We start from the raw sequence: 17,659 nt of genomic DNA, 5'->3' as shown, positions 1-17,659 counted from the left end.
AAGTAGCACTGCCACGGGAGCCATCCGTCCATGATCTCGGAAGTCGAACGCCCCGCCCGCACGCGGTCACGTCTGCGCTGGCTGCTCCCCGCCCTGATCGGGGTCGCGTGGCTCATCTTCGGCGGGTTCAGCGGCCCGTACGCGGGCAAGCTGAGCCAGGTCACCGAGAACGACAGCAGCAGTTTCCTGCCGGCGTCCGCCGAAGCCACCGAGGTCGGCGAACTCCAGAAGCAGTTCTCCAGCGCCGCCGTCATCCCGGCGATCGTCGTCGCCGAACGGCCCTCCGGCCTGACCGAGGGCGACAAGCGGTTCCTCGCCGACCGGACGTCGAATGCCCGGCTCTTCCCGGCCCCGCAGAGCGACGCGGGCGCGCAAGTCGTCGTGCTCCTCGACGCCACGGGTGACCCTGGGGACGGTGTCGAGGCGCTGCGAGAAGCGCTCGCCCGTGATACCCCGGACGGGTTGAAGGTGCTCGTGACCGGCCCGGCCGCACAGGTCGCCGACCTGAAGGAGGCGTTCGGCGGGATCGACGGCCTGCTGCTCCTGGTCGCGGGCGCGGTGGTCGCGGTCATCCTGATCGTCGTCTACCGGAGCCCGCTGCTCCCCCTGCTCGTGCTGCTGTCGGCGGTGTTCGCGCTGGGAACGGCGAGTCTCGCGGTGTACCTGCTCGCGGACCACGACGTCCTGGCGCTGAACGGGCAGAGCCAGGGCATCCTGTTCATCCTCGTCTTCGGCGCCGCCACCGACTACGCGCTCCTGATGGTCTCGCGGTATCGCGAGGAACTCCGGACGACCGACGACGCGCGCCTCGCCCTCCGCACGGCCTGGCGCTCGACCATCGAACCGATCGCGGCGTCGGCCGGGACCGTGATCCTCGGCGTGCTCTGTCTACTGTTCAGCGATCTGAACTCGAACAAGGGACTCGGCCCGGTCGCCGCCATCGGCATCGGCGCCGCCTTCCTCACGACCATCACATTCCTTCCCGCGGTCCTGGCCTTGTGCGGCCGCAACGCTTTCTGGCCTTTCCGCCCAGCGGTGTCGCCGCCTCGCGAGGAGAACGGAGGACTCTGGAGTCGCGTGTCGCGCTGGGTCGCCCGCGCTCCGCGCACGATCTGGATCGTCACCACGGTCGTCCTGCTCGCGGGCGGTGCGTTCCTCCCCCAGCTCAAGGCCTCCGGTACCGCGCAGTCCGACGTCTTCCTCACGCCGGTCGATTCCGTCGCGGGGCAAGAAGTCCTCTCGCGCTACTTCCCCGGCGGCTCCGGTTCGCCCACGGTGATCATCACCCCCGCCGGCCAGGCCCCGGCGGTCACCGCACTGGCGCGTGTCCCCGGTGTTTCGGACGTCCGCCAAACCGGCGAAGCGGGCGGGCTCGCGAAGATCGACGCGGTCCTCGCGGATCCCCCGGACTCCGACGCGGCCGTCGCGACGGTCGAGCGGATCCGCGAAGCCGTGCACACCGTCGACGGCACCAAGGTCGGCGGTCCCACCGCCACCCTGCTCGACACGAGGGAGACCTCCGAGCACGACCGATTGCTGATCATCCCGATCGTGCTGGTCGTGATCTTCCTCGTGCTCGCCCTCCTGCTGCGGTCGCTGCTCGCGCCGCTGCTGCTGATCGGCACGGTGGTGCTGTCCTTCGCCGCGACGATGGGCGTCTCCGCGCTGGTGTTCAACCACGTCTTCGACTTCCCCGGCGCCGACCCGGTCGTCCCGCTGTTCGGCTTCGTCTTCCTTGTCGCACTGGGGATCGACTACAACATCTTCTTGATGACCCGCGTCCGCGAAGAAGCGGGCAGAATCGGCACGCGGGACGGGACGCTGCGCGGTCTCCGCGTCACGGGTGGCGTGATCACCTCGGCGGGAGTCGTACTCGCCGCGACCTTCGCCGCACTGGCCGTCCTGCCGATCCTCTTCCTGGCCCAACTGGCGTTCATCGTCGCTTTCGGCGTCCTGCTCGATACGCTTCTGGTGCGCTCGCTGCTGGTACCGGCACTGGCGGTGGACGTCGGACGGAAGATCTGGTGGCCGTCGAAGCTGGCGAAGACCGGCCGGGAATGAACGTCGCGATCGTCCGTCCGGAACTCACGGCGGCTCCGTCTACGGAATGTGCGAGCCGCCCGTAACCTGGTGACATGAGCGAGGACCAGGACGCCATCGACGAGCGGATCCAGGATGCCGGGGAACGTGGCGACCTGGACGAACTCCGGCGGCTGGCCGACGCCGGCAGCAGTGACGCGGCGGACCAGCTGATCGAAACGGCGACCGAACTCGGCGCGCTCGACGAACTGCGGCGGCTGGCGGAACGCGGCAACCGGGACGCCGCGGAGCAGCTGGCCGAACTCACCGAGGAGTAGCGCCCCGCGTCGCCGGGATCAGCACCGGGAGCGCGGCCCCGTACGACACCGGCGACCGGATACGGGACGCGGAGCCCGAACCTGTGCGCGAGCAGTCCACCGGTCAGCGCGCCGAGCGGCATCAGCCCCAGCCGAGGAGCCGGTACACACTGTTGACACGGCCGAGCAGCGACGCGGGGACGTCTCGCTGCCGGACGCTGACCGTGATGACGTTCCAGATCGTCGTCACGAAACCGCTCACCGCCAGAAGCCCGCCGAGCACCGTGACCCCGAGCGCCGTTTCCCGGCACCTCAAGATCCTGCGGGACAGCGGACTGGTCGCACGCGGACGCTCCGGCCGCAGCGTCCGCCTCCTTTGACGGTCAGAGGTCGATCAGCTCGACGGTCACCTTCGCCGCATCACCCTCCTCGATCCCCTCGGCTTTACGAACGGCTTTCTTCACCGGCAGCACATACGCGCCTCGTTTGGCGTCCGGGAAGATCGACGTCTGCCATTTGCTGCCACCGATACCGGCCTGGACCCGGACCGCGCCGAACCCCCTGCGCGGGCCGCCGGTGATTTCGCGGATCTCCTCGGAGATGTCCTGAGGCAGGCTGACGAACGTCCAGGTCTCCCCGCGGCGGGCGTCCCAGACCCAGAGCTCGGCATCGAACACGACGATCATCGGTGGAGCCTCGCACACAGGTCCGACAGTTTCCGCGTGGTCCAGAAGGGACAGGAGATGTGGTTGCGGTGTCCGACCCGCGGCCTAATCCTGCGAAGGATGCCGCAGTGACCGAGCCGTCGTCGCGCCGAGCACACGCGAAGCCATCCACGCCAGCGCGTCGGCCGTGCGCGCCGGGGTGTCCGACGGCTGCATGATGTGGCTCAGCACGGTCCGGACCACGACGTCGATCGCCACATCGAGCTGTGAAGCGTCCAGCGGTGGGCCGTAGGCGCGGACACGACCGCGCAGCATGACCGTCGCTTCGCTCAGCAGGCTCCCGGCCCGCGACGTCAGCAGCGGCAGTAATTCGGTGTCGGCGCCATGCGTGGCCGAGACGATGGCGCGCAGCAGGAGGTTGTCGTCGGCGAGTTCGAGGACGCCGCGGACGGCGTCGTGGATCGCCTCGACGAGGTCGTCGGGGTGCCGTTCGAAGGCTTCCTGGACCACGGAGAGGAAGCGAGCGAGTTCGTGCGAGATCATCGCTTCGGCCAGCCGGCTCTTCGAACCGAGTTCGTTGTAGACGGTCTGACGACTGACGCCGACGATCTCCGCGAGTTTGCTCATCGTCACCGAGGACCAGCCGGAACGCACGGTCAACTCGATCGCCGCCGAGACGATCGGTTGACGGTACGGACCTCCCGTGACCGGTGCCTCACTCATGATCGTCATTCTAGGCCGCCGTGCCCGCCGCGAACGCCAGCGCCTCGGGCCACGGCGCCCGCCCCGCGATATGGCGTCGGTACTTCATGATCTCGCGCGGCCGGTCGATCGTCAGTGCCCCGACGACCCGGTCCCCGCGCCGGTACAGCGCGGTGAAGCCACCGGCCTCCGGGACGGCGGCCACCACCTCGTCCGCCCGCGGGGTGCCGACGAATTGGATCCGGTGGTCGTACCAGTCCGACCAGAAGTAGGGCACCGGCGCCAGCGCGCGGGCCGACTCCGGAGCGAGCGCGTGCCGAGCGGCCGCGGCACCCTGCTCCGCGGCGTTCGTCCAGTGCTCCAGCCGCATCAGCTCACCGTCGAACAACGGGTTCGAGGCGTGTGCGACGTCTCCGGCGGCGTACACGCCGGGGATCCCGGTCGACAGCGTCGCATCGCACACCACGCCACCGTCGCGCTCGTGCAGCGGGACCCCGCTCCCCACCAGCCAGCCGGTGGCGGGGACGACACCGATGCCGGCGACCACCAGATCCGCGGGCAGCACCTCACCGGTCGAAAGCCGGACGCCGGTCACCGCACCGCCGTCGGATTCCAGGCCGGTGACCGTCGTGGACAACCGCAATTCCGTACCCGCCTCGCGGTGCAGTGAAGCGCACACCGCACCCGCCTCGGCTCCGACCGCGCGGACGAGCGGGACGCCGAGCGTCTCGACGATCGTCGACGCCAGCCCGCGTTTCCGGGCCGCGGCGGCGACCTCCGAGCCGATGAAACCCGCCCCGATCACGACCGTGCGCGCGCCACCGTCGAGGGCGGCGCGGACGGCGAGCGCGTCCTCGGCGGTCCGCAGCGTGTGGACCCCGGCGACCCCGTCGCTTCCGGGGAGCCGTCGCGCGGTGGCTCCGGTCGCGATCACCAGTGCGTCGTAGGGAACCGCCGTCCCGGCGACCGACACCTCGCGAGCGGCGGTGTCGAGCCCGTCCGCCGGCGCGCCGAGCATCAGCTCGACGCCGAACTCGTCACGCAACGCGGTCTCGGTGTGGAAGGGGTCGACTCGCCCTGGGCCGTCCGCGGCCAGGAAGGACTTCGACAACGGGAGCCGGTCGTAGGGCGGGTGGTCCTCCGCGCCGATCAGCACGATCCGTCCCCGGTACCCGTCCCGGCGCGCGGCCTCGACCGCGCGCAGTCCGGCCAGTGACGCTCCCACGACGACCAGTGCCATCGTCAGTCCCGCAACTTCAGGGCGAGGACCGGGCAGGCGTCGACGGCGGCCGTCAGATCCTGGCGGTATTCCTCACCGGGCCGTTCGTCGAGCACGACGACCGTCCCGTCGTCGCCCACCTCGAAGAAGTCGGGTGCCATCGCCTCGCACATGCCCAGCCCGTCGCATTTCGCGCGGTCCGCTTCGATCTTCATCATGCTCCGACCCTTCCCGGTGCCACGAAATCGACCTTCTCCCGCACCCCGCAGTCCGGGCAGCACCACGAATCCGGGATCGCCGACCACGGCGTTCCGGCGGGGAAACCCTCACGCGGGTCGCCGAGTTTCTCGTCGTAGACATAGCCACAGCCCGGGCACATCCCGCCTTCGGTCGCGTCGCCGTGCGTGTCGGCGACGGCCCGGGAGGGCGCGGTGACGCGCGTTCCGTAGCGCGCCAGGATCTTGGCCCGTTTCGACGGCTGGATGTTGGCGCGGGAGATGTCACCGTCGAAATGCGCGAGGACGCGCGGATCCATCACGCGGCGCCACACCGGCGGGAACAGCGCCAGCACGATCATCCCGGCGTAGCCCGTCGGAAGAACCGGCGACTCCGCGAAGTCACGCAGCGTCTGGTAGCGGCGGGTCGGGTTGGCGTGGTGGTCGCTGTGCCTTTGCAGGTGGTAGAGCAGGACGTTGGTGGCGATGTTGTTGGAGTTCCAGCTGTGGCTGGGATCGACCCGTTCGTAGCGGCGCCGGTTCGGCGGGCCGACCTTCTGCCGGCGCATGCCGTAGTGCTCCATGTAGTTCACGACCTCCAGCAGCGAGAAGCCGATCACCGCCTGGATCACCAGATACGGCAGGATCCCCGGCCCCAGCCACACGGTCATCGCCGCCCACAGCACCGCCGACATCAGCCAGGCGTTGAGGACGTCGTTGCCGATCCGGAACGGATGCCGGTCGCGCCGGGCGTACCGCTTGCGCTCGAGCCCCCACGCGGATTTCAGCGAGCCGAACACCGTGCGCGGCCAGAACCGGTAGAAGCTCTCCCCCACGCGGCTGCTGGCCGGATCCTCCGGGGTCGCCACGCGGACGTGGTGACCGCGGTTGTGCTCGATGTAGAAGTGGCCGTAGAAGCTCTGCGCCAGCGCGATCTTCGACAGCCAGCGCTCGTGGCTCTCCTTCTTGTGCCCGAGTTCGTGCGCGGTGTTGATGCCGATACCGCCGATGCAGCCGATCGAGATCGCCAGCCCGACCTTGTCCGCGACGGACAGGTCGCCGCGGGCGATCAGCCAGAACGCGACCACGAAACCCGCGTACTGGATGGGCAGGAAGGCGAAGGTGATCCACCGGTAGTAGCGATCCCTCTCCAGCCGTTCGATCACGTCGTCGGGCGGATTGCCGCGATCCAGCCCGGCCAGCAGGTCGATCAGCGGCACGATCACCAGGATCACGATCGGGCCGATCCAGAACCACACCCCCCATCCGGTGGCCGCGTGCAGCCCGATGGCCAGGAAGGCGAGCGAGGGGACCACCAGGCCGATCAGCCACAGATACCGCTTGCGATCGGTCCATCGTTCGGTCGAGCCCGCCGGGATCGTGCCCGTCATCTCGCTCATCGCACCCTCCTCCGTTGGCTGGGTTTACAAAACAGTAGGTGATGTACACCCAGTTTGACAAGTGGACACCATTTGTAAACCCACTGTTGCTTCATTTCGTGAGAACCTGGCGATATCTTGTATTCGTAAGGAAACTTACTTAACTTATGACGACACGCCGCGACCCACTTCGTCCGCCCCGAAGGAGCGCGAATGCCCCCATCACCTCGCCGGATCCGGCCCGCCGCCATGGCCACCGTCGCCGCCGCCCTGCTGGTCCTGCCTGCCACGACCGCCGCCGCGAGCACGACGGCGAACAGCCCTTGGCCGGGCGGTTCGGCCGTCGCGAACGCCGACGGTTCGAACGTCCTCGGCGGCAACATGAGCGGCCTGTCCTTCGGAAGCCCCGACGTCCTGTGGGCGGTCAAGAACGGTCCCGGCACGCTGTACCGCCTCGTGCGCAACGGCGCGAAGTGGCAGCCGGACACGGCCAGCGGCTGGTCGTCGGGCAAGCCGTTGCGCTACCGCGACGGCAAGGGCGATCCCGACGCCGAAGCCGTCGTGGCCACCCCGGACGGCGTGGTCGCGGCCACCGAACGCGACGGTGACAACAGCAAGACGAGCGCCCTCAAGGTGCTCCGGTACGACGTCTCCGGCTCGGCCAAGACGCTCAGCGCCAAGGCCGAATGGAACCTGACGGCGGATCTGCCGAAGGTTTCGGCCAACGACGGCCTCGAAGCCGTCTCGTGGATCCCGGACAGCGCCCTCACCGCCAAGGGATTCGTGGATCAGCGCACGAAGGCGCCGTACAACCCGAGCAGCTATCCCGGTCATGGCACCGGCCTCTACCTCGTCGGCCTCGAAAGCAACGGGATGATCTACGCCTACGCGCTCGACCAGGCGGGCGGGAAGTACACCCGGGTCGCGAGTTTCGCGAGCGGGCTCGGCTCGATCATGGAACTCGAGTACGAGGCTCCGACCGGCAAGCTGTGGGCGGTCTGCGACGACACCTGTGGCGGCGACTCGACGACGCTGGCCATCGACGCGCAGGGCAAGTTCGCCGTCACGGCCACCTACGACCGCCCGGGCGGAATGCCGGACTACAACAACGAAGGGTTCGCGATTTCGGCCACCTGCGCCTCCGGGAGCAAGCAGGTCGTCTGGGCCGACGACGGCAACGAGGGCGGCCACGCGCTCCGCGCCGGCACCCTGTCCTGCGGCTGAACCGTCACTCCATTCCGGCGCGGATTCGCGCCGGAATGGAGTGCACCGATTCAAGCCTTTCTCCCGCTCTCTTCCTGGACTAGTTTGTCGGCATGAAATTCGCTTCCCTCGCGATTCTTCCGGCCTTGACCATTCCCCTGTTCCTGCCGTCCGCCGCGCTGGCGGACGACGACTGGCAGTCCATCGGCACCGGCATGACCTCCGGCGCCAGCGGCATCGCCGTCCTGGACAGGGACGGCGATCGAATCGACACACTTGTCCTACGGGACAACAAGAAGCCCGGCGAGAACCGCGCCGTCCGGGTCCGCATCGATCACGGCAAGGTGTCCAAGGTGGACTCCATCGACTGGCCCGGCGAGCTCCCGGTCGATCTCGAAGCGGCCGAACCCGTGCCGGGCAAGAACGGCGAATTCGTCGCACTGGCCAGCGACGGCAAAGGCTTTCACTTCACCTTGAAGGACAGGCGCCTGAAAGTACTCGGCACTTTCCAGGTACCGAAGGGCGACCCGGAGGACAATTACGAAGGTTTCGCGCTGAAAAAGGTGTATGACCGATTGTTCGCTGTCTGGGCGGACCGCGGCCAGGACGCCCGCCCTGCCACGCTCTACTCGGCGGAGTTCTCGGTCTCGAAGCTGTCCTTCAAGAAGCCGAAGTCGATCCCGTTCCGCGTCACGTACCCGGCCACCCACGTCCGGCACACCTCGGACGTGGAGATCACCGCGGACGACCGCGTCCTGATCTCGGCCGCCTCGGATCCCGGCGACGAAGGGCCTTTCGATTCGGCCGTGTACGAGGCCGGTGTCCTCCGTTCCGACGGTTCGATCGCCCTCTCCCCTGCCCCGGTGAAGATCGGCGACTTCCCCGGCCACAAGATCGAGGCCATGACCTGCCTGTCGCGCTCGTGCGGCAGCCTGCTCTACGGAACCGACGACGAGGCCGCGGGCGGTAGTCTCCGGATCGCGACCAGGAACCACCCGGAGGACCAGTGATCAGTGAAGACCTGCGCGAGCGCCGCCTCAAGATCATCGAAGAGCACATGGACACGGAGGTGGCCCACGAGTTCGACCGCACGCTGGGCACCTTCAACGGCCATCCGCACTACGAGATCATGGCGACCGGGCAGATCTTCGACGGCGACGAAGAGGTCATGGCGTACTACCGCATGACCCGGACGGCGTTCCCGGACCAGCGGCACGACAACGTCCGGTATCACTTCGCCGACGAGTCGGTCATCGTCGAATTCGACCTGCTCGGCACCAATCTCGGCGAGTTCTACGGCCGTCCGCCCACCGGCAAGGCGTTCCGGGTGCCGATCATCGCGGTGTTCTTCTTCGACGAGGACAGGATCACCAACGAGCGCATCTACTTCGACGCCGCCAGCCTGATCACCCAGGCCGGGCACGCCGAACTGCTGACCCTCCTGGCGTCCGGCGACGTCTGAACCGACGCCGGCCGAGGATTACCCCGGAGAACCCGGGGTACCCGGCCGGCATGGCAGAAGCAGAACAAGCCGACGGCGCACAACGCACCGGACGGCGTCCTCCGCAAGTGGCCGCGCTGGTGGTCGGTGCGGTCTTCCTCGTGGTCGGCGTACTCGGCTTCATCCCGGGCATCACCACCGGCTACGACGAGCTCGAATTCGCCGGACACCATTCCGGCGCCCGCTTGTTCGGGGTCTTCGCCGTGTCGATCCTGCACAACCTGGTGCATCTGCTGTTCGGCGTGGCGGGCGTGCTCGCCGCCCGCAAACGCGCCGCTTCCCGGATCTTCCTGATGGTCGGCGGCGGGATCTATCTGCTTCTGTGGATCATCGGGTTGGCGATCCCCCAGAGCAGCCCGGGGAACTTCCTGCCGTTCAACGTCGCCGACAACTGGCTGCATCTCGGCCTCGGCGTGGGCATGATCGCGCTGGGTGTCTTCACCACCGCGCTCGAACGCAAGGCGGGCGACTACCCGGAACCGGACCTGCAGCACCAATGAAAACGTCCGGGCCCGCCGCGAAAGCGACGGGCCCGGACGTTCGGATCAGTCTCAGACCAGGTCGTACCGGTCGAGGTTCATGACCTTGTCCCACGCGGAGACGAAGTCACGGACGAACTTCTCCTTGGCGTCGTCGCTGGCGTAGACCTCCGCCACCGCGCGAAGCTCGGAGTTGGACCCGAACACGAGGTCGGCGCGGGTACCGGTCCACTTGACCTCGCCGGTCGCGGAATCGCGGCCCTCGAAGGTCTCCGCGTCCTCCGACGTGGCGGTCCACTGGACGCCCATGTCGAGCAGGTTCACGAAGAAGTCGTTGGTCAGCGACCCCGGCTTCTCGGTGAACACGCCGTGCTTGGACTGCTGGGCGTTGGCGCCGAGGACACGCAGACCGCCGACGAGGACGGTCATCTCGGGCGCGCTCAGGTTCAGCAGGTTCGCGCGGTCGAGGAGCAGGTACTCCGTCGGAAGACGGTGACCCTTGCCGCGGTAGTTGCGGAACCCGTCGACGGTCGGCTCCAGCGGGGCGAACGACTCGGCGTCGGTCTGCTCCTCCGTCGCGTCGGTGCGCCCAGGGGTGAACGGCACGGTGACCTCGAAGCCGCCCTCCTTCGCGGCCTGCTCGACGGCGGCGACGCCGCCCAGCACGATCAGGTCGGCGAGCGAGACCTTCTTGCCGCCGGTCTGGGCGCCGTTGAACGCCTCCTGGACCCCTTCGAGGGTCCGTAGCACCTGAGACAACGTCTGCGGGTCGTTGACCTCCCAGTCGCGCTGCGGCTCGAGGCGGATGCGGGCACCGTTCGCGCCACCGCGCTTGTCGCTGCCGCGGAAGGTCGAGGCCGACGCCCACGCGGTGGAGACCAGCTGCGAGACCGAAAGGCCCGACGCGAGCAGCTTCTCCTTGAGGGCGGCGATGTCCGCGTCGTCGATCAGCTCGTGGTCGACGACGGGCACCGGGTCCTGCCAGATCAGCGTTTCCTGCGGCACCAGCGGGCCGAGGTAGCGCTGGATCGGGCCCATGTCACGGTGGGTCAGCTTGAACCAGGCGCGGGCGAAGGCGTCCGCGAACTGGTCCGGGTTCTCGTAGAAGCGGCGCGAGATCTGCTCGTAGACCGGGTCGAAACGCAGCGCCAGGTCGGTGGTGAGCATGCCGGGCGCGCGGTTGAGCTTGCCGTCCTCGGGATCCGGCACGGTGTTCTTCGCCTTGCCGTCCTTCGGGACCCACTGGTGGGCGCCCGCCGGGCTCTTGGTCAGCTCCCAGTCGTATTCGAAGAGGTTGTGGAAGAACCAGTTGCTCCACTGGGTCGGGGTCGGCGTCCAGGTGACCTCCAGACCGCTGGTGATCGCGTCGCGGCCCTTGCCGCTGCCGAAGGTGTTCTTCCAGCCGAGGCCCTGCTCCTCGATCGAGGCGCCTTCGGGCTCGGGGCCGACGTACTTGTCCGGGTCGGCCGCTCCGTGCGTCTTGCCGAAGCTGTGGCCGCCGGCGATCAGCGCGACGGTCTCCTCGTCGTTCATCGCCATCCGGCCGAAGGTCTCGCGGATGTCGCGGGCCGCGGCCAGCGGGTCCGGGTTGCCGTTCGGGCCTTCCGGGTTCACGTAGATGAGACCCATCTGCACGGCGGCCAGCGGGTTCTCCAGCTCACGGTCGCCGGTGTAGCGCTCGTCGCCGAGCCACGTGCGCTCGGGACCCCAGTACACGTCCTCGTCCGGCTCCCAGACGTCCGCGCGGCCACCGGCGAAGCCGAAGGTCTTGAAGCCCATGGTCTCCAGCGCGCGGTTGCCGGTGAAGATCATCAGGTCGGCCCACGAGATCTTGCGGCCGTACTTCTTCTTGACCGGCCAGAGCAGCCGGCGGGCCTTGTCCAGGTTGCCGTTGTCCGGCCAGCTGTTGAGCGGGGCGAACCGCTGCATGCCCGCGCCCGCGCCACCGCGGCCGTCCTCGATGCGGTACGTGCCCGCGCTGTGCCACGCCATGCGGATCATGAAGCCGCCGTAGTGGCCGAAGTCCGCGGGCCACCAGTCCTGCGACGTCGTGAGGACGGCGTCGACGTCCTTGGCGAGCTCGGTGAGGTCGAGGGTCTTGAACTCGGCGGCGTAGTCGAACCCGGCGTCCATCGGGTCGGACGCGGCCGAATGCTTCCGGAGGATCTTCAGGTTGAGCTGGTTCGGCCACCAGTCACGGTTGCCCGCGCCTTCGGTGGGGTGGTTGCGGCGGCCCGACGAGACGGGGCAGCCGCCCGCGCTCTCTTCGTTCATTTCGCCGATGACGGCGTCCGGGCTGTCAGACACGGGAATCCTTCCGGGAATCAGAACTGCAGGGCTCAGGAACGGGGTTCGATGGCACAGTCGGGACACCGGCCCCAGTAGATGACCTCGGCCTCTTCGATCACGAAGCCTTGGTCGTTCGACGCGGTCAAACAGGGTGCGGGACCGACGGCGCAGTCGACGTCGGCGATGGCACCACAGGTTCGGCACACGACGTGGTGGTGGTTGTCCCCGACCCGGGACTCGTACCGTGCCACGGACCCCGACGGCTGGATCCGCCGTACGAGACCCGCGGCGGTCAGTGCCCGCAACACGTCGTAGATGGCCTGGTGAGAGACCTCGCCGAGTTCCGTGCGCACGGCCCCGATGATCGAGTCGGTGTCGGCGTGCGGGTGGTCGCGTACCGCTGTCAGCACGGCCACCCTGGGACGCGTCACGCGCAGGGAAGCCCCGCGCAGCATCCGCTCGAAGTCCTGGGTCGTGGGCACGGCCGCAGTCTGGACCATTTTCTGGAATGAATCAAGTTCTTGCATCCCGGGCGTGTCCCCGCCCACGCCCGGGGGGCAGCCAGCGTCCGTGAAGGCCTCCTGGGAGGGACTCTGAATCCCCCATGGAGGCCTTCACGGACGCGCACGACGAACACGAGAGGGCGGCTGCCATCAGTGACGCGCAGTTTGTGGCTTCCGTTACATATTCTCTTCGAACAGTTTCACTACGCGCCGAACAACGGCGGATAAGCGATGTGAGCGGTTCGCGATCAGCCACGAAAGCGCACCCGGCTTCGGCGTCACTGGTCTGGACCGCAAGCAAACACGAAGGTGCGAAAATCGGACCGAACTTCCGCTTGCGGCAAGGAATCGACCCCCTCGTGGCGTGTTTTTGGGGCAGATCAACCACAAAAGTGGCCTGCTTCGACACCTGGATGAGTGAGGGAGCATGCCGGAGCGTCGTCGGCACGCTCGCGCGCACCACTGGCCCGGAGCACGTAATCCTTTGCCAGAGCCGCAATTCGTCGCATCTCCGCTGCTCCCGGGACCATACGTCTGCACGCCCACGGCAGGCTTCCTCCGTGGTAGCGTCTGCGCCCTGTTCCCACCGTCCGGCTTCACCGATCGTGCACGAACAAGGGAAAACCATGCCCGAAGAAGGCGTCAACACCGTCGTGGCGGTGGATGGTCCCGCTGCGGCGGGCAAGACGACCACCTGCCTGGCACTGGCGAGATCTTTCGACCTGCACTATCTCGAAAGCGGAAGAACTTACCGCATCATTGCTTTCGAGGCGATTCAGCGGAAAATACCCGTCGAAAACACTCGTAAGATCACCGGGCTCTGCGATGAATTGATCACCGAGAGCCGTTCTGCGACCCTGTTGACCTCCGACCGCTACGAGCCGGAGACCCTGCGCGCGACCCCGGTCAACGTCGCCGTCTCGACCGTCGCCAAGATCGCGGAAGTACGCCAGCGGGTCACCAGCCTCATCCGGCTCTGGGCCGGAGCACAGACCCGGTGTGTCATAGAAGGACGCGACATCGGCACCACCATCTTTCCCGCCGCGACCGTGAAGTTCTACTTGACCGCCAGGCCGGAGGTCCGGGCAATGCGCCGAGTACGCCAAGAGCGGGCGGCGTCGTACGAGAACGTTCTCGGCGACGTGATCCGCCGGGACGAGGCCGACATGTCCAGGGCGTCGTCACCCTTGGTCCCCGCCGAGGACGCGATCAGAATCGACACCTCCGAACTCACCTTCGAGCAGGTAGTGAGCCGAATGACGGCGGCGTGTCGCAACAGAGGCTTAGAGATCAACCGTTAGTGCGAGTACGCTTCTGCTTTGTCTGCGACGAAGCTAAGTTGACCACAGGTATGACTTCAAGTGATCGATCAATGACGAGGAGTATTGGTTATGAAGCCGGCGATGGCGAAGGAAACCGAAGCCGAACCGGTGACCGCCGATTGTCTCTTTTGTCAATTCGATGACACATCGGTGAACGACATACTGGTCCAGGGAGATGAGATCTACGTGCGCTGGGACAACTTTCCGGCGGCCAAGGGACATGTCGAGCTCGTCCCGAAACGACACGTGGAGTCCTACTTCGCACTCACGGCGAGCGAGCACGCCGAAGTTCACTCGCTCATCAAGCGAGCGCGCGACGAGATCGAACAGCGGTTCCAGCCCGACGGTTACACCATCGGCGTGAACGAGGGGCAGGCCGCGGGCAGGACCATCGATCACCTGCACATCCACCTGATCCCGCGCTACGAGGGCGATGTGGCAGATCCGCGAGGCGGTGTCCGCCATGTCCTGCCCGGAACCAATCCCGACGAATGGCTCGGCTAGGCCCTCCTAGCTTCCACCACGAACCAGTCGCCCCGCCCACTCGGCGACACCCGCACCGATACGAAGCCTGCCGCGGTCAGCTCGTCCACGACGGCTTCAGGCCTGCGCAACGAGAACCAGCGCGAAGACGGCATGCGGGTGCTCCGCATCCACCCTTCTCCGTCACCTTCCTTGAGGCTGATCGCCGTGGCACCGCCAGGCGTGAGCACTCGATGAATCTCGGAAAACGCTCGGAGGTGCGTCTCTCTCGGCAGATGCAGGACGCTCGCGCAGGCCCACACGCCGTCGAATACACCGTCCGCCAGCGGTAAGGCCAAGAGGTCGCAGAGCACCGCGCCGGCTACCGCGCACCGACATCGCGTGTAACGGAGCAGCTTCTCGCTGAGATCGACGGCGACGACGGTCGCGCCGCGCCCGATCAGATATTCCGCGTCGCGACCCGAACCACAGCCGACGTCCAGCACCGCGGTTCCCGGAAGTGCCTCGAGGAAACGGTCCAGTTCCCGGTCGAGACCCGGAAACAGGTCAAGTGTGCCGGTGCTCCGGACATACGTCGCGGCGCTCTCGTCATAGACCCGCCGGGTCCTCGACACCACCGCACGCACGTGCTCGCCGTTCATGTGCATTCGAAATCCTCACGGCCGATGGCCATGCCCAGATTGGTCATCTCCTCCAGCAGTTCGCGCCGGTCGAGCACCTCGTAGCCCCGGCCGGCGTCCACACTCACGCAGCCGACGAACTTGTTCCGCCCGCTCCTGATCGGCGTGACGAAAAGCGCCGTTCGATGTTTGAGGGCCTGAAACTCCTCCCACTTCAGGTTCATCACCGATTCGGATCCGTGGTGCGCCACGTGGTCGTCGTACTTCACCTGATCGGTGAGGCGCTCCACCAACGGCGCGACATCGAACTTCACCTCGCGATCGTGTTGCCAGCACAATCCCACCGCGCCGATACCCCGCACCGGGGTGAAACTCCGCGTTGCCGGAAAAGATGACATCCGATAGGAGGAAAGTCGCTTCAGTACTCCGTGCACCGGGTGTCGCGGCGTTCGCGTCTTCCGCCATACATGGAGTGCCAGGTCGCCGGTGTCCAGTGGTGGCTCGATCTTCGCGCTGATGTCGAGCAGCCTGCCGAACGTGGACAGGACCCGGCGGCGCATCATGACGTTCCGGTCCACGAAGGCACGCCGTTGCCAGCTCTCGAACGGCGTGAAGGCGCCGAACACACCGGCCATGACGAGAACGACCAGCAACAAGAACGAGCGGCCGTTCAGGAGACCGTCCCAGAACGGCTTCGACGGTACGTTGTACGCCTTGCCCGCCAGGAACAAGGTCGCCGACAGCAGAATCGTCTTGTCCGCAGCCTTGGCCGTCCTCCGGCTCATGCCTTTCCGTCGCCCTGCTGGTGCCGCCACGCCTCACCCGGGAGGTCCGCACGTCGGCCGTTCTCTCCGGCCAAGACCACGTCGGGTTTCTCGGTGACCACCCCGATCCGGTGGAAACTCAGCACTTCGGCGAGGCTGTCCACCCGGCAGGGTGGCACGGTGAAGACGAGTTCGAAATCGACCGAATCGCCCATGACCAGGCTCAACGGCTCGACTCCCACGTGAGCGGCCACCGCGGCCACCGCCTTGAGAACAGGGATCGATCGCTCGTCGACGTCGATGCCGACGCCACTCGACTCGGCGATGCTCAGCAAGGCGGCCTTCAGTCCGTCCGAGGTGTCCAGACAACTCGTGACCACCCTGCTCGCACCGAGCACGAGTCCCTCGTCGACTCTGGCCACCGGTCGCTTCCAACTGGCGAGCAGCGAAGGAAGCAGGCTGTCGATGACAAGATCCGGGACGCCGGAGCGCAGATACGCCATCGCCGCTCCGGCGGGACCGGTCGGTGCCGTGAGACACACGACGTCACCGGGCTTCGCACCGGACCGCAGCAGCGCCCGGCCCGCAGGGCACACCCCCAGAGCCGATGCGGAGAGGATCAGGCGTTCCGCGCCACCGATGTCGCCACCCACGTTGAGGCAGCCGAAGGCGGCACACGCGTCGCGAATGCCCCGCATGACGAGCCCGAACAGCGCATCGTCCATTTCGGCCGGATACCGGACGACGGAAAGCAGCCCGATCGGTTTCGCGCCCATCGCCGCGATGTCACTCAGGTTCGCGGCGACCAGGTAATAGCCGAGGTCGTATTCGTCCAGATGCCCCATCTCGTAGAGCCTGAACTTGGGGCCGCGGACGTAGTCACTGCCCACGACCAGGTCGTGGTCCCCGGCCAGCCGGAAGACCGCGCAGTCGTCCTGGGCGTCGGCTCCCACGGTCAGTTCCACCAGACCGCCATCCGGAGACGAGACCGGAACGAACTCGAATGCTTGGCGGGCGAACAACGGGACGATCGTCCTAGCCAGTCTCGTCGGTTCGTCCGAGAATTTCTCACTCGCCACAGGACAGCTCCATATCGGCGGCCGTACGGTCGCCACTCAGTTTTCCCGGCCAGTGATCCACCATTCGCATGGTCTCGCGGAGATCCCTCTTTCGCATCACCACCGCGTAGTCCCATTCAGGGTCGTCTATCGCCAGCACCGCTCCGGCGATCGAGCGCAGATACTGTCTTTTCTGCTCACCTGTCGGCAGGTACAAACGAACCTTTCCCGGTACACGCGGAGGAAATAGGCCGAAGACGGCCACGGTGAGAGCGCCAGCTCGCCGAGCGAATCCAGATCGCGGTGGACCAGGCCGTCGCCGATCAGGAGGTCGTCCACGGTGTCGCCGTCGACAGGGAGAAAGTGCAGATGCGCGTGCGTGATGCAGGCGTGACTCTCCTGCCCCGCACTCGATCCGTGTTCCAGGATCAGCGGCTCACCGAAGGTGTCCCGGTACAGCGGGATGACGTCGCCGACAAGGCCGGTCACCTCCAGCTCGTGGAGGGAAAGTACCTGAGCGAAGGACAAGTAGTGTTTCGACGGGAGGAGCAGAAGATGACCGAGAACGAGGGGTGACATATCAGCCAGCAGGGTCAAATTTCCTGTCGAGTATATTCGACGGGACGGCGGGTCGCCTTCGTAGAAACGGGCGAAGGAAGTCTCACCTGAACCTGAAAACTCGTCACAGAAGTCCGCATCCGCGCACTGGATGGTTTCGATCATGTCTCCCCCTGCCGCCTCGCCTCGCCATGGTTCGTCGATCAGAGCCCCTGGATTTTTGCGCACGGTCACGGCGAACTTGAACGGTCGATGCGGAGATTAGCTCGAACGTCGTAACCCGCTCATGGATTCGTGACGACGAAATTTTGGACAAAAGCAGGACACATCATGGCCGATACATACCCATCCACCGCACACGTG

The 17,659-nt window shown here is 66.9% G+C and carries 21 protein-coding genes; 9 read left to right on the top strand and 12 right to left on the bottom strand.

Translation table 11 applies throughout. The features are described from left to right. Positions 1 to 30 precede the first annotated feature (30 nt). Positions 31 to 2,061: an MMPL family transporter gene (locus tag BLW75_RS02495; protein WP_091596628.1), complete on the top strand. Its 2,031-nt coding sequence runs from the start codon at positions 31 to 33 to the stop codon at positions 2,059 to 2,061. Positions 2,062 to 2,135: 74 nt separating this feature from the next. Beyond that, a complete protein-coding gene (locus tag BLW75_RS02490; protein ID WP_034318963.1) occupies positions 2,136 to 2,357 on the top strand; it encodes a hypothetical protein in 222 nt (73 codons plus the stop codon). Between the two features lie 121 nt (positions 2,358 to 2,478). Here the strand turns inward: BLW75_RS02490 and BLW75_RS44145 are convergent, their stop codons facing one another. Further along, the gene (locus tag BLW75_RS44145) at positions 2,479 to 2,652 is read right to left on the bottom strand and encodes a hypothetical protein (RefSeq protein WP_395766711.1); all 174 of its coding nucleotides are present in this window, start codon (positions 2,650 to 2,652) and stop codon (positions 2,479 to 2,481) included. On the opposite strand from BLW75_RS44145, the gene BLW75_RS44140 reads away from it, so the two are divergent. Further along, on the top strand, positions 2,621 to 2,716 hold the full coding sequence (locus BLW75_RS44140; protein WP_395766710.1) for an ArsR family transcriptional regulator: 96 nt from the start codon (positions 2,621 to 2,623) through the stop codon (positions 2,714 to 2,716). The two genes, BLW75_RS44145 and BLW75_RS44140, sit on opposite strands and share 32 nt — an antisense overlap. Before the next feature lie 3 nt (positions 2,717 to 2,719). On the opposite strand, the gene BLW75_RS02475 is transcribed toward BLW75_RS44140, so the two are convergent. From BLW75_RS02475 to BLW75_RS02455, 5 genes are all read right to left on the bottom strand, one after another. After that, positions 2,720 to 3,022 (bottom strand): DUF1905 domain-containing protein, encoded by a 303-nt coding sequence (locus BLW75_RS02475; RefSeq protein ID WP_034318966.1) that lies wholly within the window; start codon positions 3,020 to 3,022, stop codon positions 2,720 to 2,722. An 84-nt stretch (positions 3,023 to 3,106) separates the two neighbouring features. Beyond that, positions 3,107 to 3,733, bottom strand: coding sequence for a TetR/AcrR family transcriptional regulator (locus BLW75_RS02470; protein WP_034318969.1), 627 nt, complete (start codon positions 3,731 to 3,733; stop codon positions 3,107 to 3,109). A 1-nt stretch (position 3,734) separates the two neighbouring features. Next, entirely contained in the window at positions 3,735 to 4,943 is a 1,209-nt protein-coding gene (locus BLW75_RS02465; RefSeq protein WP_034318972.1) for an NAD(P)/FAD-dependent oxidoreductase, read from the bottom strand. Between the two features lie 2 nt (positions 4,944 to 4,945). Further along, entirely contained in the window at positions 4,946 to 5,140 is a 195-nt protein-coding gene (locus tag BLW75_RS02460; protein WP_034318976.1) for a ferredoxin, read from the bottom strand. Beyond that, positions 5,137 to 6,537 carry a fatty acid desaturase gene (locus BLW75_RS02455; protein WP_034318979.1) on the bottom strand — a complete coding sequence of 467 codons (1,401 nt, stop codon included), beginning with the start codon at positions 6,535 to 6,537 and terminating at the stop codon, positions 5,137 to 5,139. Before BLW75_RS02455 ends, BLW75_RS02460 begins: the two co-directional genes overlap by 4 nt. A 192-nt stretch (positions 6,538 to 6,729) precedes the next feature. Here BLW75_RS02455 and BLW75_RS02450 point away from each other — a divergent pair, with 192 nt between their 5' ends. The 4 genes from BLW75_RS02450 (at position 6,730) to BLW75_RS02435 (ending at position 9,720) form a co-directional block, all read left to right on the top strand. Beyond that, complete coding sequence (locus tag BLW75_RS02450) at positions 6,730 to 7,740, top strand: SdiA-regulated/phytase-like domain-containing protein (protein WP_091596622.1); 1,011 nt, start codon at positions 6,730 to 6,732, stop codon at positions 7,738 to 7,740. A gap of 92 nt (positions 7,741 to 7,832) precedes the next feature. Then, on the top strand, positions 7,833 to 8,729 hold the full coding sequence (locus BLW75_RS02445; protein WP_034318986.1) for a hypothetical protein: 897 nt from the start codon (positions 7,833 to 7,835) through the stop codon (positions 8,727 to 8,729). Beyond that, positions 8,726 to 9,181: an ester cyclase gene (locus BLW75_RS02440; RefSeq protein WP_034318989.1), complete on the top strand. Its 456-nt coding sequence runs from the start codon at positions 8,726 to 8,728 to the stop codon at positions 9,179 to 9,181. Before BLW75_RS02445 ends, BLW75_RS02440 begins: the two co-directional genes overlap by 4 nt. Positions 9,182 to 9,231: 50 nt before the next feature. Beyond that, on the top strand, positions 9,232 to 9,720 hold the full coding sequence (locus BLW75_RS02435; protein WP_034318991.1) for a DUF4383 domain-containing protein: 489 nt from the start codon (positions 9,232 to 9,234) through the stop codon (positions 9,718 to 9,720). A 51-nt stretch (positions 9,721 to 9,771) separates the two neighbouring features. Here BLW75_RS02435 and katG read toward each other — a convergent pair whose 3' ends face one another. Together katG and BLW75_RS02425 are read right to left on the bottom strand one after the other, a co-directional pair. Further along, on the bottom strand, positions 9,772 to 12,006 hold the full coding sequence (gene katG, locus BLW75_RS02430; RefSeq protein ID WP_034318994.1) for a catalase/peroxidase HPI: 2,235 nt from the start codon (positions 12,004 to 12,006) through the stop codon (positions 9,772 to 9,774). Positions 12,007 to 12,038: 32 nt separating this feature from the next. Further along, positions 12,039 to 12,470 (bottom strand): Fur family transcriptional regulator, encoded by a 432-nt coding sequence (locus tag BLW75_RS02425; protein ID WP_034319092.1) that lies wholly within the window; start codon positions 12,468 to 12,470, stop codon positions 12,039 to 12,041. Between the two features lie 647 nt (positions 12,471 to 13,117). On the opposite strand from BLW75_RS02425, the gene cmk reads away from it, so the two are divergent. Both cmk and BLW75_RS02415 read left to right on the top strand, forming a co-directional pair. Further along, positions 13,118 to 13,792, top strand: a complete 675-nt coding sequence (gene cmk, locus BLW75_RS42675) for a (d)CMP kinase (RefSeq protein WP_034318997.1) — start codon at positions 13,118 to 13,120, stop codon at positions 13,790 to 13,792. A gap of 90 nt (positions 13,793 to 13,882) precedes the next feature. Beyond that, positions 13,883 to 14,317: an HIT family protein gene (locus BLW75_RS02415; protein ID WP_091596613.1), complete on the top strand. Its 435-nt coding sequence runs from the start codon at positions 13,883 to 13,885 to the stop codon at positions 14,315 to 14,317. On the opposite strand, the gene BLW75_RS02410 is transcribed toward BLW75_RS02415, so the two are convergent. From BLW75_RS02410 to BLW75_RS02395, 4 genes are all read right to left on the bottom strand, one after another. Next, complete coding sequence (locus BLW75_RS02410) at positions 14,314 to 14,937, bottom strand: class I SAM-dependent methyltransferase (protein WP_158005410.1); 624 nt, start codon at positions 14,935 to 14,937, stop codon at positions 14,314 to 14,316. The genes BLW75_RS02415 and BLW75_RS02410 overlap by 4 nt on opposite strands. Next, positions 14,934 to 15,701, bottom strand: coding sequence for a hypothetical protein (locus BLW75_RS02405; RefSeq protein ID WP_034319000.1), 768 nt, complete (start codon positions 15,699 to 15,701; stop codon positions 14,934 to 14,936). The genes BLW75_RS02410 and BLW75_RS02405 overlap by 4 nt, the downstream gene beginning before the upstream one ends. Further along, positions 15,698 to 16,759: a thiamine-phosphate kinase gene (gene thiL / locus BLW75_RS02400; RefSeq protein WP_034319003.1), complete on the bottom strand. Its 1,062-nt coding sequence runs from the start codon at positions 16,757 to 16,759 to the stop codon at positions 15,698 to 15,700. The genes BLW75_RS02405 and thiL overlap by 4 nt, the downstream gene beginning before the upstream one ends. Positions 16,760 to 16,885: 126 nt before the next feature. Continuing rightward, a complete protein-coding gene (locus BLW75_RS02395) occupies positions 16,886 to 17,461 on the bottom strand; it encodes an HIT domain-containing protein (RefSeq protein ID WP_143055284.1) in 576 nt (191 codons plus the stop codon). Positions 17,462 to 17,659: the final 198 nt, after the last annotated feature.

Source organism: Amycolatopsis lurida, assembly GCF_900105055.1.
Taxonomy (GTDB): Bacteria; Actinomycetota; Actinomycetes; order Mycobacteriales; family Pseudonocardiaceae; genus Amycolatopsis; species Amycolatopsis lurida.
The sequence above is the reverse complement of the archived record's forward strand: the minus strand, read 5'-3'. Positions and strand labels throughout refer to the sequence as shown.

Bases quoted from the DNA above. Each gene is read 5' to 3' on its own strand.
- BLW75_RS02465 (WP_034318972.1), bottom strand. From the start codon at position 4,943: ATGGCACTGGTCGTCGTGGGAGCGTCACTGGCCGGACTGCGCGCGGTC.
- BLW75_RS02495 (WP_091596628.1), top strand. From the start codon at position 31: ATGATCTCGGAAGTCGAACGCCCCGCCCGCACGCGGTCACGTCTGCGC.
- BLW75_RS02490 (WP_034318963.1), top strand. From the start codon at position 2,136: ATGAGCGAGGACCAGGACGCCATCGACGAGCGGATCCAGGATGCCGGG.
- BLW75_RS02450 (WP_091596622.1), top strand. From the start codon at position 6,730: ATGCCCCCATCACCTCGCCGGATCCGGCCCGCCGCCATGGCCACCGTC.
- BLW75_RS02455 (WP_034318979.1), bottom strand. From the start codon at position 6,537: ATGAGCGAGATGACGGGCACGATCCCGGCGGGCTCGACCGAACGATGG.
- BLW75_RS02405 (WP_034319000.1), bottom strand. From the start codon at position 15,701: ATGAGCCGGAGGACGGCCAAGGCTGCGGACAAGACGATTCTGCTGTCG.
- BLW75_RS02415 (WP_091596613.1), top strand. From the start codon at position 13,883: ATGAAGCCGGCGATGGCGAAGGAAACCGAAGCCGAACCGGTGACCGCC.
- BLW75_RS02395 (WP_143055284.1), bottom strand. From the start codon at position 17,461: ATGATCGAAACCATCCAGTGCGCGGATGCGGACTTCTGTGACGAGTTT.
- BLW75_RS02460 (WP_034318976.1), bottom strand. From the start codon at position 5,140: ATGATGAAGATCGAAGCGGACCGCGCGAAATGCGACGGGCTGGGCATG.
- BLW75_RS02435 (WP_034318991.1), top strand. From the start codon at position 9,232: ATGGCAGAAGCAGAACAAGCCGACGGCGCACAACGCACCGGACGGCGT.
- BLW75_RS02475 (WP_034318966.1), bottom strand. From the start codon at position 3,022: ATGATCGTCGTGTTCGATGCCGAGCTCTGGGTCTGGGACGCCCGCCGC.
- cmk (WP_034318997.1), top strand. From the start codon at position 13,118: ATGCCCGAAGAAGGCGTCAACACCGTCGTGGCGGTGGATGGTCCCGCT.
- BLW75_RS02445 (WP_034318986.1), top strand. From the start codon at position 7,833: ATGAAATTCGCTTCCCTCGCGATTCTTCCGGCCTTGACCATTCCCCTG.
- BLW75_RS02470 (WP_034318969.1), bottom strand. From the start codon at position 3,733: ATGACGATCATGAGTGAGGCACCGGTCACGGGAGGTCCGTACCGTCAA.
- BLW75_RS02410 (WP_158005410.1), bottom strand. From the start codon at position 14,937: ATGAACGGCGAGCACGTGCGTGCGGTGGTGTCGAGGACCCGGCGGGTC.